General features: G+C 65.0%; 15 protein-coding genes and 1 tRNA gene. 3 read left to right on the top strand and 13 right to left on the bottom strand.

What is annotated here, in order from left to right; translation table 11 throughout:
- Positions 1 to 27 precede the first annotated feature (27 nt).
- A complete protein-coding gene (locus Q0L25_RS10120; RefSeq protein ID WP_296613904.1) occupies positions 28 to 1,236 on the bottom strand; it encodes a bifunctional alpha/beta hydrolase/OsmC family protein in 1,209 nt (402 codons plus the stop codon).
- A gap of 359 nt (positions 1,237 to 1,595) precedes the next feature.
- On the opposite strand from Q0L25_RS10120, the gene Q0L25_RS10115 reads away from it, so the two are divergent.
- Positions 1,596 to 2,417, top strand: a complete 822-nt coding sequence (locus tag Q0L25_RS10115; protein ID WP_296613903.1) for a hypothetical protein — start codon at positions 1,596 to 1,598, stop codon at positions 2,415 to 2,417.
- A gap of 205 nt (positions 2,418 to 2,622) precedes the next feature.
- Here Q0L25_RS10115 and Q0L25_RS10110 read toward each other — a convergent pair whose 3' ends face one another.
- From Q0L25_RS10110 to Q0L25_RS10095, 4 genes are read right to left on the bottom strand one after another with little or no spacing between them, the layout of a single operon-like run.
- A complete protein-coding gene (locus Q0L25_RS10110) occupies positions 2,623 to 3,156 on the bottom strand; it encodes an SRPBCC family protein (RefSeq protein WP_296613901.1) in 534 nt (177 codons plus the stop codon).
- Positions 3,153 to 3,608, bottom strand: coding sequence for an SRPBCC domain-containing protein (locus Q0L25_RS10105; protein WP_296613899.1), 456 nt, complete (start codon positions 3,606 to 3,608; stop codon positions 3,153 to 3,155). Before Q0L25_RS10105 ends, Q0L25_RS10110 begins: the two co-directional genes overlap by 4 nt.
- Positions 3,605 to 3,997 (bottom strand): VOC family protein, encoded by a 393-nt coding sequence (locus tag Q0L25_RS10100; RefSeq protein ID WP_296613897.1) that lies wholly within the window; start codon positions 3,995 to 3,997, stop codon positions 3,605 to 3,607. Before Q0L25_RS10100 ends, Q0L25_RS10105 begins: the two co-directional genes overlap by 4 nt.
- Positions 3,994 to 4,323: a helix-turn-helix transcriptional regulator gene (locus tag Q0L25_RS10095; RefSeq protein WP_296613895.1), complete on the bottom strand. Its 330-nt coding sequence runs from the start codon at positions 4,321 to 4,323 to the stop codon at positions 3,994 to 3,996. Before Q0L25_RS10095 ends, Q0L25_RS10100 begins: the two co-directional genes overlap by 4 nt.
- A 179-nt stretch (positions 4,324 to 4,502) precedes the next feature.
- Here Q0L25_RS10095 and Q0L25_RS10090 point away from each other — a divergent pair, with 179 nt between their 5' ends.
- On the top strand, positions 4,503 to 5,066 hold the full coding sequence (locus Q0L25_RS10090) for a helix-turn-helix transcriptional regulator (RefSeq protein WP_296613894.1): 564 nt from the start codon (positions 4,503 to 4,505) through the stop codon (positions 5,064 to 5,066).
- Between the two features lie 13 nt (positions 5,067 to 5,079).
- Here Q0L25_RS10090 and Q0L25_RS10085 read toward each other — a convergent pair whose 3' ends face one another.
- From Q0L25_RS10085 to Q0L25_RS10050, 8 genes are all read right to left on the bottom strand, one after another.
- Complete coding sequence (locus tag Q0L25_RS10085) at positions 5,080 to 6,726, bottom strand: alpha-L-fucosidase (RefSeq protein WP_296613892.1); 1,647 nt, start codon at positions 6,724 to 6,726, stop codon at positions 5,080 to 5,082.
- A gap of 222 nt (positions 6,727 to 6,948) precedes the next feature.
- A tRNA-Val gene (locus Q0L25_RS10080) sits at positions 6,949 to 7,024 on the bottom strand.
- 44 nt (positions 7,025 to 7,068) lie between these two features.
- The gene (locus tag Q0L25_RS10075; protein WP_296613890.1) at positions 7,069 to 7,878 is read right to left on the bottom strand and encodes a hypothetical protein; all 810 of its coding nucleotides are present in this window, start codon (positions 7,876 to 7,878) and stop codon (positions 7,069 to 7,071) included.
- 2 nt (positions 7,879 to 7,880) lie between these two features.
- Positions 7,881 to 9,356 (bottom strand): NAD(P)(+) transhydrogenase (Re/Si-specific) subunit beta, encoded by a 1,476-nt coding sequence (locus Q0L25_RS10070; protein ID WP_296613888.1) that lies wholly within the window; start codon positions 9,354 to 9,356, stop codon positions 7,881 to 7,883.
- Positions 9,357 to 9,452: 96 nt separating this feature from the next.
- Positions 9,453 to 9,764: a proton-translocating transhydrogenase family protein gene (locus Q0L25_RS10065; protein ID WP_296613862.1), complete on the bottom strand. Its 312-nt coding sequence runs from the start codon at positions 9,762 to 9,764 to the stop codon at positions 9,453 to 9,455.
- 8 nt (positions 9,765 to 9,772) lie between these two features.
- Positions 9,773 to 10,132 (bottom strand): PH domain-containing protein, encoded by a 360-nt coding sequence (locus Q0L25_RS10060; protein ID WP_296613860.1) that lies wholly within the window; start codon positions 10,130 to 10,132, stop codon positions 9,773 to 9,775.
- Positions 10,132 to 11,253, bottom strand: coding sequence for a Re/Si-specific NAD(P)(+) transhydrogenase subunit alpha (locus Q0L25_RS10055; RefSeq protein WP_296613858.1), 1,122 nt, complete (start codon positions 11,251 to 11,253; stop codon positions 10,132 to 10,134). The genes Q0L25_RS10060 and Q0L25_RS10055 overlap by 1 nt, the downstream gene beginning before the upstream one ends.
- A 7-nt stretch (positions 11,254 to 11,260) precedes the next feature.
- On the bottom strand, positions 11,261 to 11,395 hold the full coding sequence (locus tag Q0L25_RS10050; protein WP_084239282.1) for an aa3-type cytochrome c oxidase subunit IV: 135 nt from the start codon (positions 11,393 to 11,395) through the stop codon (positions 11,261 to 11,263).
- A 158-nt stretch (positions 11,396 to 11,553) separates the two neighbouring features.
- Here Q0L25_RS10050 and Q0L25_RS10045 point away from each other — a divergent pair, with 158 nt between their 5' ends.
- Positions 11,554 to 12,972 (top strand): sigma-54 dependent transcriptional regulator, encoded by a 1,419-nt coding sequence (locus tag Q0L25_RS10045; RefSeq protein ID WP_296613855.1) that lies wholly within the window; start codon positions 11,554 to 11,556, stop codon positions 12,970 to 12,972.
- Positions 12,973 to 13,012: the final 40 nt, after the last annotated feature.

The following is a 13,012-nucleotide window of genomic DNA, read 5'->3' as shown; positions in this document are numbered from 1 at the left end:
ACCACAAATAGCTAGAGTCGCTCCGGGCTAATCGACCAACTTCGTTTCCACGGTCGGACCGCTTTCCAGCGTCCGGTGCACCGGGCATTTGTTGGCGATCACCAGCATGCGGTCGCGCTGTTGCTGGGTCAGGTTGCCCTCCAGCCGGATCTCGCGATGGAGGATCTCCAGCCGGGGCCGCCCGCCCGCAGCGGCGGCGCAATCGTCGGCGTGGCGGCGTTCGTGACGAAGCAGCACCTCGACTCCCTCGACCGGGATGCCTTCGGCGCGCGCGACAAGTTCGATCGTCATCGCGGTACAGGTACCGAGTGCCGCGAGCAGCAGGTCGTATGGCGTGGGACCGAGGTCGCTGCCACCCGACCGCAGCGGTTCGTCGGCAAGCAAAGTGTGCCCCGAGGCATCGATCAGCTGGACGAACGGTCCTTCGCCCGAACCGACGCGGACGCAGCCTTCGGGCAACATGTCAGGCGACTTGGCGGGTAGCAGAAAGGGTTCGACCCAGGCGGCGATGATCGACGCGGCATAGGAGGCGCGCTCGGCATCGGTCAGCAGATGGTCGGCGCCGTCCAGCGCGACGAAGCTCTTGGGATGTTTGGCGGCATCGTAGATCGCCTTGGCATTCTCTATCCCGACGACCGCGTCGGTCGGCGCGTGGAGCACGAGCAGCGCCTTTTTGAGGTGCGCCAGCCGTGTCGCCTGGTCCTGCCCCTTGACCGCGTCGAGAAAGTCGCGCCCGACCCGGAACGGACGCCCGCCGATCGCCACCGTGCCGACACCTTCGGCCTCGATCCGCGCGGCATCCTCCGCGCTGATATGGTGCAGCGCATGCGCCGGGTCGAACGGCGCGCCGATCGTGACCACGGCGCGCGATGAGGGAATATGGGCTGCGGCGGCGATCACCGCCGCCCCGCCCAGCGAATGACCGATCAGGATCGACGGCGCGCCGATCGTCGCCTGGAGATGGGCTGCCGCGGCAACGAGATCCTCGATATTGGCCCCGAAATGGCTGTTGGCGAACTCGCCTTCGCTCTTGCCGAGACCGGTGAAGTCGAACCGCAGGGTCGCGATGCCTTGCGCGGCCAGCGCCGTGCTGACGCGCCGCGCGCCGTGACTCGCCTGGGTGCAGGTGAAGCAATGCGCGAACAGGGCGATGGCGCGGACTCGCCCCGGCGGCAGTTCGAGCGATCCCGCGAGCGACACGCCCGTCGCATTCTCGAACCGAACCTCTCGCGCCATCCTCGCCTCCATTGTCGCTGGAGCGCGGGCCTATAGCATGTGCGTTACTGTTCGAAGGCCCGGCGGAGCGGAAAAGCAGCGTTTTGATTTTGTTTGCCGGCGCGGAAAGCCGCCTTGGGCAGGCGGCCCAATAGCGGACAAAGGCCAGCGTCGCATTGATCCAATACGCTGGCCTTGCAGGCCGATACCGGTTGGGTGCCGGGATCCGGCCGAGCGTATCGTCAGCCAAGGGAAACGACGTTGGCAACGATGGCGAGCTACAGTGTGACCCGGCTTACGGACAAAGGCAGATTCTTCGGAGGGGGTCGGACCTAGAGCGGGAACAATCGGGTCCGGGATCGAAACAGGGGGAGAAAATCATGGCGACAGTCGCAGACGCTCAATTCGGGGAGCGCCAGGGCGAGCATCCATCGGGCACGCCGCGCGCACATTCCGTCGACCGTTGGATCTTCGTCGGTATGGCGCTCTGGTTCATCGCCATCGTCCTGGTGGGCTTCGTTCCGGATTCGATGATGAAGGTGGCGATGATCAAAGCCGGAGCAAGAGCGCCTTTTCCGTTCATTCTCCACGTTCACGCTGTGCTGATGGGCAGCTTTCTGCTGCTGCTGCTTTCGCAAACGGTCATGGTCGCGACGGGACGCGGCGCGCTCCACAAGCAGGTCGGCATCGCGGCCTATGTGCTGGTACCGGCCCTCGTCGGCGTTGGATTCATCGTGGCGCCGACCATGTACTACCAGGTCTGGGGCGCGGCGACGTTCGGCCCCCCCAATGTCCGGGCAGCACTGGCGCCGGTCGTGCCGATCGTAGAAAATATCCTGTTGCTTCAGATAAGCGCGGGCGCGCTCTTCGCCATTTTCATGACGATTGCACTCAAAGCGCGCGCAACGAACTCGGGACTGCACAAGAGGATGATGTTCCTCGCGACCGCCGTACCGCTCGGTGCCGCGATCGACCGGATGTCCTGGCTGCCGTCCAGCATGCCCGGGAGCCCGTGGGCCAGTTACGTCTACGTGCTGGCCAGCCTTGCCCCTTTATTCATCTGGGACGTGGTTCGGCACCGCCGGGTTCATCAGGCCTATTGGCTGTTCCTTGCGTTTTACATTCCTGCGACGACGATGGTCGTCGTGGCCTGGGACAAGCCCTGGTGGCACCAGACGGCGCATCGGATAATGGGCGTGTAGCAAGCCCTATCTCGATACGAGCGCCGGGGGACGTTCATGATAAAAGGCATGAAGAGGCGGCCTCAAGATGCAAGTTTCAGGCTGTCCGTAGTCTAGCCAGGCGTCGGGCAGCACTTTTCGGCACAACCCGCAGCTGCACCCCGGCTGGCGCGGTTGCGCTTTGCCGCCCGCAGACAGAGGGACGAATCCCGGCGAAAGCCGCCGCTCAGGCGTCCGCGCCAGCCAGCGCAGCCTTGGCGCGGTCTTCGGCCTGCCTATGCAGCGCCCAGAAATCGGGGACGCCGCGTCCCTCGAGCCGCGCTTCCAGCACCGCCAGATGCGATGCCCAGCCGCCGCCGAAATTCGCCGCCTGGTCGCGGTTCTTGATTCCGCTATGCACCAGGGTGAGCAAGGTCTTGCCGTCGCCCGCGTCCTTCAGCTCGAACGTCGCGATGCTGTCGGCATCGCTGCCGAACGTATAGGCCAGGGCATGCGGCGGCTCATAGCGCACCAGCTTCTCGCTCCAGCGGCGGCCGACATTGCCGGCGTAGCGCTCGGGCATGGGCACATCGTCATCCGACAATCGGTCGTGATCGAACACGAATTCGATCTCGCCGCCGACACGGCCGTCGATCGACCCACCCATGAACCAGCGCTGGCGAAGCTTCGAATCGGTCAGATATTTCCACACCGTCTCGACCGGCGCGGGCAGAATGCGTTCGAAGCGAAGCTCGGTTGCGGTCAGACTATCGGTCATCATTTGTCTCCAATCGTGTCGGATCCGATCGTGTCGGAAAGCGTGTCGAGGATCATCGTCCAGCCGTGGCGCGTCTGGTCTTCATACGCCGCCCAGGCCGGGTCCATTTCATGAGTAAGTATCAGTCGAGCACCGGCTGCGGTCGCCGCGATCTCGATCGTCACGCGCGTCCATTGCCCTTCCTCCGCCGGATCGGCGGCGAACAGGAAGACCAGGCGGCGCGGACGGTCGATTTCCTCGAACAGCAGACGGTGGCGCGCATCGCCCGACGGCCGCCGCTCGACGATCAGCCCACGCCCGCCGATCCGCGCATCGATCTCGCACGTCAGCATCTCGCCATCCGGCGTCGCGAACAGGAAACGCCGCGCGACCGCGGGGTCGAGCCAGGCATCGAACACTTGCTCGGGCGGCGCCGCGATATCGCGGCTGACGGTGAGGATGATGGGATCGGTCATGGCAGATTCACTTGCCAGGAGACGCCGAACCGATCGTTCACCCAGGCGAATTTCCGGCTGAACCCGTAATTGCCCGGCGCCATCAACACGCCGCCACCCTCGGCCAATGCAGCGGCCAGACTGTCGAGTTCATCCTCGTCCTTGCAGCCGAGCATGAACGAGATCGACGGCGTGAAGGTGAACCCGTGGCGGACGAAGCTGTCGCTGGCCAGGATCGGGAGTCCGGCCACCACCGCCCGCGCCAGCCGCACCGATCCTTCCGGCCCCGGCTCGCCGGCGCCGTAGCGGTCGATATGCTCGGTCCTGCTGTCCGGAATTGTAGCGACGTAAAAGTCGAGCGCTTCCTCGGCGCGTCCCTCGAACATCAGGAAAGGCGTGGCATCGGTCATGTCCGTTTCTCCTGATCCTCGATGATGATCGCCTCCAGCCGATCGAGCGTCGACATCCAGAAACGTTCCCACTGCCGCAGCCATTGGTCGGCTTCGCGCAGCCGCTCCGCCTTCAACCGGCAGAGCTGCTGGCGGCCGGCCTTGCGGCGTTCGACCAGCCCGGCGCGTTCGAGCACGCCGACATGCTTGGCGGCCCCGGCAAAGCTCATCGCATGCGGAGCGGCAAGTTCGCCAACCGATTGCTCGCCCAGCGCGAGGCTGGCGAGCATCGCGCGGCGCGTGGGATCGGCCAAAGCCGCGAAAGTGAGATCGAGTCGTTCAACCATATGGTTTTATATTCGCAGCCGGCGGCTACTGTCAACCGAATGGTTTAATGTTTTCTCATCAAGGCCCTCTGCCCCGAACGGGAGAGCGGGCGAACCAACCTGTCCATTTTGAACTTGCCAAGAACGCCCCTTCTGCCCGAAGGTCACGAACCAATCTGGTTGGCTGGCTGGAGGGCGATATGATCACCGCGATCCGCGAAGTGCGCCGTGCCAAGGGAATGACGCTCGACGATGTCGCGCGGCGCTGCGTGCCGCCGACCACCGCGCAGACGATCGGCCGGCTGGAGACGGGCATGCGCACCGTTTCGGTCAAATGGCTCAATCGCATCGCCGCTGCGCTCGGCGTCGAAGCGGCGGACCTGGTGCGCTTGCCCGACCAGGCGGAATTGCCGGTTGCGGCCGTGTTGGGTGCCGAGGGCGTGTTCGCGCCCGTACGGGAAAGCCTGATCCCGCCGCCGCGCCCCGAAGCCGGCGCGGTGGCGATATCGGTCAGCGCGGGGATCGGCGATTATCGCACGGGCGACACGATCTGGTGTACGCGGCTGGCGCCCGAAGCGTTCGGCCGCGCGCTCAACCGCGACGTGCTGGTACCACGCCCCGGCGGACGGTTCCTGTTCGGCCGGCTGATCGGGCGCGAGGGCGACCGGTTGCAGTTGCTCCCGCTCGGCTCCGGCCAACGTCAGCAAGTGGTCAGCGATCCTGCCTGGATCGCGGAAGCGCGGACGCTGGTGCGCGCCTTGTGAACACGAGACCGCGCTAGACCAGTCCCCTACCCCTGATACGCAGCGCCGGCACGAACGCGCCATCCTGCGCCGTCGGCAGCGTCAGCCGCAGCGCGTCGGCGTCGCGGCGAAAGCGTAATTCGGGGCCGCCGATAAGGTCGACGCGCTCGATCATCGCATCGCGCAGAGCGGTCTTACCCAACGAGGCGATCGCGCTTTCGCTCGTCGGCCAGTCGAGGAAGATCGCGTAGAGCGTCTCGCCCTTCTTGGTGAAGCGGACGTCCTCCCCGGTGAACGGCTTCTGCTTGTCCTCGCCGAACGCGCCGGCGGGGGGCGGCTTGGTCGGGCCTTCGCCATATTTGCGCCAGGGACGCGTGGCGAAGATCGCCTCGCCATTGCGCCGCGTCCAGTCCGTGAACTGATCGACGATCGCCTCTTCCTTCTCGTCGATCGTGCCGTCGCCGCGCACCGGCACGTTGAACAGCAGAGTGCCGTTCTTCGACACGACATCGGCCAGGATCTGCACGACCTGTTTCGCGCTCTTATAGCCGTTATTCTCATAGAGCGGCCGCGAGTAATGCCACGCCCCGAGACAGGTGCAGGTCTGCCAGGGCGTATCGTGAATATCGTCGAGCACGCCGCGCTCGACATTCCAGGTGATGGCCCGCTGCGCGAACGGGTCGAGCACGCCGCCGGTCATGATTACGTCGGGCGATCCGTGCCATTCGACCGCCTGGTTGTAATAATGGGCGACCGCTTCCAGCCCATATTTGCCGAACGGCACACCGGCATGGTCCATGAACATGAGGTCGGGCTTGTAGTCCTCGACGACCTGCTTCTGGCGCCTCAGCCACTTCTCGACGAAGCGGATGTTGCCCGAAGGCACACCCTCGATCCACTGGCCGTCGCGCTTGTCGTGCCATTCCGACATTTCCCTGGCGGATTGGATGCCATCGGGCGCCACATAATAAGGGCCGGTATAGAGCTCCTGAGGGTCGAGGCCTTGCCAATATTTGCCCGCGCCATGCTGCTTGCGGAGCCAAAAGGCATCGTAACGCCGACCGCGCATCGGCCCTTCCGCGTCATAGCCGTAAGCCGGCTGATACCAATGCCAGGCATGGCCCGAATGGTTCGACACCCCGAAACGCAAGCCGGCATCGCGCGCGGCGTTTTCCCAGCCCGCCAATATGTCTTTTTGCGGCCCGACTCGCGCGCTGTTCCATTCGTGGTGCTTGCTGGCGAACAGGTCGAGATTGTCGTGATGGCACCCCATGCCGACGAAGTAGCGCGCGCCCGCCGCCGCATATTTCTTGACGAGGTAATCCGGCTGCCAATTCTCGGCCTTCCAGTCGCCGATAATGTCGATGAAGCCGGTTCGGCTGGGATGACCGTAGCGTTGGAGATGATCTTCATATGCCGTCTTGCCCGTCTCCCAGGGCTGGCGCCCCTGCATATACAGCAGCCGCGCATACCAGTCGCCGAACTCGGCCTGGCATTGCGGCCCCCAATGCGCCCAGATGCCGAGCTTGGCATCGCGAAACCATTCGGGATGGCGATAGCCGGCCGCCAGCGATTGCCAGTCCGCCGCGAACGGCGCGCTTCCGGTACCCTGCGCGAGACTGGCCTTACCCGCCAAAGCTACTGCTCCTGCGGTCAACAAGGCGTCACGTCTCGTCAGCATTGGTCGCTCTCCACGGGCCCTGCAACACCCTAAGATGCTTCTCGCATATGAAAACTAGAGTTACATATGCACGAACGAAAATCCAGACGCTCGCGATCGACCTTTCGGCGGGCGCCAGGTTTTGTAGCAAAAGACCATATTGACGTCAGGGCAACCCGCCCTCGACGTCGACTCGCTACGCTCCGTCAACGGAGCCCCGCGTCCTGTGCTCTGAATAAGGAATGGTGGGCGGTGACGGTCTCGAACCGCCGACCCTCTCGGTGTAAACGAGATGCTCTACCAACTGAGCTAACCGCCCGTACGGATTGCCCTGTGGCCCGATGCGCCGCCGGACGCAAGGGGTCAGGCGATCGCCAGACCGTTCTGCGCCAATGTTGCGAAATAGCGGTTCATGCGGTCGAGCGCCGTTTCGCTCAGCGCCATGAAGGCTCGACGGCGATCGAACGGGTCCGGTTCGCGGACGAACAAGCCGTCTTCGGTCATCCGTCCGATCCAGCGCAACGCGGTGCTCGGCGCCACTGCCGAGGCGATGCACAGGCTCGACACCGACACCTGGGCGCGTTCGAGATGCGCGGCATAGAGGTCGAGCAGCATGTCCCAGGCCGGATCCTCGAACAGCACCTCCGGAAAGGGCCGGCTGCGCAGCCGCCGCGCGCGGATCGCCTTGCGGACATCGGCCGCCGCGACCTGTACCGGCTCGGCAGGCAAGCCATAGTCGCTGCGCTGATCGGCAACATTCGCCGGAAGCACGCGCGCCGTCGGTTCGACCGGCGCTACCAGAACCTGCGCGATCGCCGCGGCGAGATCGGCCGCTTGCGGATCGCATAGCAAGGTTATCCGCCTGGCGAGCAACGGCGCGGCGACCGCGTCGATCTGGCTTTCGGTCAGCGTGACGATCAGGCCGAATTCGGTTTCCGGAACATGGCCGAGCCGGTCGACCGCGTCGTTCAGCGAGTCGCCCGAGAGGTCTTCGAGCGCGGCGATGACGAGTTGCACGCCCGTCGCGCCGGACGATCCAGCATCCGACCAGTCGGACTCGGCAACGACATCGGCGCCAGCTCGGACTGCCGCGGCGGCGAGATGAACGCGCGCGCCGGTCCGGCCGATCACGAGCGCTCCGGGCCGCGCCATCGGCATCGCACCGTCCACCATATTCAGCCCAGCGCCTTCACGATCTCCTCGACCATCTTCTTGGCGTCGGCGAGGAGCATCATCGTATTGTCCTGATAGAAGACGTCGTTGTCGACGCCGGCATAACCGACGCCCCCCATCGAGCGCTTGATGAAGAGGACGGTCTTCGCCTTGTTCACGTCGAATACCGGCATGCCGTAGATCGGCGAGGACTTGTCGGTCTTGGCCGCCGGATTGACCACGTCGTTAGCGCCGATGATGAACGCGACGTCGGTCTGGGCGAACTCGCTATTGATGTCCTCGAGCTCGAACACCTCGTCATAGGGAACGTTGGCTTCGGCGAGCAGCACGTTCATGTGCCCGGGCATGCGCCCCGCGACCGGGTGGATCGCGTACTTCACCTTGACGCCCTCTTCCTTCAGCTTGTCGGCCATTTCGCGCAGGACGTGCTGCGCCTGGCTGACCGCCATGCCGTAGCCGGGGACGATGATCACCTGATCGGCCTGGCTCATCAGGAACGCCGCGTCTTCGGCCGAGCCGCGCTTCCACGGCCGCTGTTCCTTGACCTCGCCGCCGCCACCGCCGGCGTCGCCACCGAAACCGCCGGCAATGACGCTGATGAAGCTGCGGTTCATCGCGCGGCACATGATGTAGGACAGGATCGCACCTGAGGAGCCGACCAGCGCGCCGGTGATGATCATCGCGGTGTTGTGCAGCGTGAAGCCCATCGCCGCCGCCGCCCAGCCCGAATAGCTGTTGAGCATCGACACCACGACCGGCATGTCGGCGCCGCCGATCGGGATGATCAGCAGGAAGCCGATCGCGAACGACAGGATGGTGATCGTCCAGAAAATCCAGGGCGCCTGGTCCTGGGTGAAATAGCCGACCAGCCCGATAATGCCGGCGAGCACCGCGAGGTTGATGACGTGGCGCGCGGGCAACAGGATCGGCTTGCCGCCCATATTGCCGTTCAATTTGAGGAACGCGATCACCGAGCCGGAGAAGGTGATCGCGCCGATCGCGACGCCGAGGCCCATCTCGATGCGGCTCTGGGTGAAGATCTCTCCTGCCGCGGCGATACCGAACGCTTCGGGATTGAGGAACGCCGCTGCCGCCACAAGCACTGCGGCGAGACCCACCAGTGAATGGAACGCGGCAACAAGCTGCGGCATCGCAGTCATCGCGATCCGTCGTGCGGTGACGACACCGATCGCGGCGCCGATGCCGATCGCGGCAAGGATTTCAATCAATGTGACGGTGTCGAGATGAAAGACAAAGCTGGCAGTATCCTCGGCCACCAAGCCGAAGCTGTCGCCGTGTCCCGGCACATGCGTAATGAGTGTCGTCACCACGGCGATCGTCATGCCGATCATACCGAAGCGGTTGCCGCGCTGGCTCGAGGTCGGGCTCGACAGCCCGCGCAGCGCGAGGATGAAGCACACCCCGGCGACGAGATAGGCCAGTGCCGCCCAGGGATTGATCGCGACCGCTTCTTCCATTCTATCCTACCCCGTCATGCCAGCGAAAGCTGGCATCTCCCTGTTGTTCGCGCGGAGCAACGCCGCACGAGACCCCAGCTTTCGCTGGGGTGACGACTATTTGTGACCCGCCGCCGGCCGGTCCTTCTTCTTGTACATGGCGAGCATCCGCGCCGTGACGGCGAAGCCGCCGAAGATGTTGACGCTGGCCAGCACCACCGCGAGCAGCCCCAGCCATTTCGACGTCGCCCCGCTTTCGCCGATCGTCACCGCGGCGCTCGCGATCAGCGCGCCGACGATGATCACGGACGAGATCGCATTGGTCACCGCCATCAACGGCGTGTGCAGCGCCGGCGTCACCGACCACACGACATAATAGCCGACGAACACCGCCAGCACGAAGATCGACAGGATCGAGATGAAGTCCATGCTGTTCCCTATCTATCAAGCTTCTGTGCGAGCAACGTTTGCAGCCCGCGAACATCGGAATTCCGGCCGATCTTGAATTCGATCGGCGGCATGCCGGACAGAGCAATCTTGATCTCGGCATCGAGATCGAACGTCCCCGCGCTCTCGATCGCGAACGACGTTATCGAGCGATAGGGAATCGTGAGATACGATTTCTTCGACCCGGTGAGGCCCTGGACGTTGACGTACAGAAGCCGCCAGTTGGTGAAGACGATGAAATCACGGATCGTCTTGAAAGCGTAAATGACAGTCTCTTCCGCCAACAGCGCGTGCCCATGCGCCTGCGCGACCTCGGCAGGATTGACGGCGGTCGCGTTGAAGATGCCCACTAGCCCAGCAGCCTAGCGTTCACGACCTGCCCGTCCCGCGTCAGCCGCACCGCGTCGCCGATCTCCTCGTCGAGTACCGGCTTGCCGGCTTCCTTGTCCCAGAAGGTCGAAAGGAAGTTATAGAGGTTGCGCGCGAACAGCGCAGAGGCGTCCGACGCCAGCCGCGAGGCCATGTTCTTGTGCCCGACGATCTTCACGCCGTGGCGCTCGACCACCTCGCCCGCGACCGCGCCCTCGACATTGCCGCCGCTTTCGACCGCGAGGTCGACGATCACGCTGCCCGGCCGCATCGTCGCGATCTGGGCGTCGCTGATCAGCCGCGGCGCGGGACGGCCGGGGATCAGCGCGGTGGTGATGACGATGTCCTGCTTGGCGATATGGCCGGAGACCAATTCGGCCTGCGCCTTCTGATATTCCTCGCTCATCTCGGTGGCGTAGCCGCCCGAGCCTTCGCCCTCGATCCCGGCGACATTCTCGACGAAGATCGGTTTGGCGCCGAGCGACTGGATCTGCTCCTTGGTCGCGGAGCGCACGTCGGTCGCCGAGACTTGCGCGCCCAAACGCCGCGCCGTGGCGATCGCCTGAAGCCCGGCGACGCCGACGCCCATGACGAAGCATTTCGCGGCCGACACGGTACCCGCTGCGGTCATCATCATCGGAAACGCGCGGCCATATTCGGCCGCCGCGTCGAGCACCGCCTTGTAGCCGGCGAGGTTCGCCTGGCTCGACAATATGTCCATCGACTGCGCGCGCGTGATGCGCGGCATGAATTCCATTGCCAGCGCCTCGACCCCGGCCGCGGCATAGGCGTCGACGCGAGCCCGTTCGCCGAACGGATTGAGACCGGCGACGATCCAGGCGCCCTTGGCGGCGTCCTTCAGCTCCGCGGGATCGGGTCCCTGGATGCCGAGCACGATATCCGCGCCCTTTAGCACCGCGGCGCGCGCGGCGAGCTTGGCGCCGGCGCTTTCGTATCCCGCATCGTCATAGCTGGCGGAAAGGCCAGCGCCCTGTTCGACCGCGACCTCGGCACCGAGCGCGACGAACTTCTTGACCGTTTCCGGGGTTGCCGCAACGCGGCGCTCGCCCGGCGCGGTTTCCCGCAGGACGGCGATCTTCACTCGCGGATTACTTGTGACCGGAGGAGATGAGCCAGATCACGATCGCCGCGATCAGGAAGCACCCCACGGCGCCGTATTTGAGCATCCCCAGCACCGAATGGTACGTCGATTCGTGTGCCTTCATGTCGGTCTGATCGGCCATGCCGCTACTCTCTCCACCCTGATAGTGCCGCGGTCTTAGCCAGCGCAGCCCCTCGCCTCAAGCCCGCAAGCGCCAACATCGTTAGCGTACGCGCTTAAGCTGACCTTTACCCCCTTGGCTTATGGTTACCTGATGAACAGGGAGCAGAAGAGGGCGGGATGACGCGCAACGGACAGCGCCTCCTGATGTTGATCGACGACGAACCCGCGCAGCGCCGGTTGGTCTCGGCCATTGCCGCGCGGCGCGACTGGCGCTCGGTCTTCGCGCCCGACGGCGAAACCGCGATCGCGATGCTCGGCACCCAGGACGGGATGCAGCTCGACGCGATCCTGCTCGACAGTTTCGGTCCTGAAAGCGAGGCCGAGGCGCTGATCACCGAATTGCGCGCGCGCCGTCCGCAGCTTCCCATTCTGATGCTCACCGCCAACGGTTCGGTCGCGCAAGCGGTCGCCGCCATGCGCGCGGGCGCCACCGACTATCTGGTCAAGCCGTTCGCGTCCGAACGCCTGCTGTCGGCGCTCGAAGCGGCGGTCGCCGGCACCGAAGCGGGGGAGCTTCGCCCGTTGACCGAGAAGATTCCCGCCTTGCTCGGCTTTGACGAGATCGTCGGGGCGTCGCCGGATTTCCGCGCCGCGCTGGCGATCGCGGCCAAGGCGGCGCGCGCCCGCGTGCCGGTGCTGATCGAAGGTGAAAGCGGCGTCGGCAAGGAAGTCGTCGCCGAGGCGATCCACGCAGCCTCTCCGCGCGGCAAGAAGCCGATGATCGCGATCAATTGCGGCGCGATTCCCGCCAACCTGGTCGAAAGCGAACTGTTCGGGCACGAAAAGGGCGCCTTTACCGGCGCGTTCGAGCGCAAGATCGGCAAGTTCGCCGATGCCGATGGCGGCACCCTGTTCCTCGACGAGATCGGCGAGATGCCCCTCGACGCACAGGTCAAATTGCTCCGCGTGCTGCAATCGGGCGAAGTCCAGCCGATCGGCGCGCGCCATGTCCGCGAAGTCGACGTCCGCGTCATCGCCGCGACCAACAAGCGGCTGATCGAGGAAGTCGAAGCCGGCCGGTTCCGCGAGGATCTCTATTACCGCCTCAACGTCGTCCAGGTGACGATCCCGCCTTTGCGCGAACGCACCGGCGACATCCCGGCGCTGGCCCGCCATCTGCTCGCGCGGATCGCCGACCAGCCCGGTCTGCGCCCGCTCGGCATTACCGACGACGCGCTGGCGCTGCTCGGTCGCTATGACTGGCCTGGCAACGTCCGCCAGCTCCAGAACGCGCTCTTCCGCGCCGCCGTCCTGTGCGAAAGCGACGCGCTGACTCGCGCCGACTTCCCGCAGATCGCCGCGCTCGGCACCGCGCGCATCCCGACGCCGGGCGGCCAGATGGCGACCTCGGGCGGCGTCACCCTGTTCCGCGCAGACGGCAATATGCGTCCGCTGGAAGAGATCGAAGCTGATGTCATCCGCCTCGCCATCGGCCATTATCGCGGCCGCATGACCGAAGTCGCGCGGCGATTGGGGATCGGGCGCTCGACACTCTATCGAAAACTCGGCGAACTCGGCATCGACAACGCCGCCTGAGGCAAGGTGGACGGGCGCGGTCCCTCTCGCTCGCTGGGAG

Source organism: Sphingomonas sp. (assembly GCF_024508665.1).
GTDB lineage: Bacteria > Pseudomonadota > Alphaproteobacteria > Sphingomonadales > Sphingomonadaceae > Sphingomonas.
This window is presented reverse-complemented; position numbering and strand designations above follow the sequence as displayed.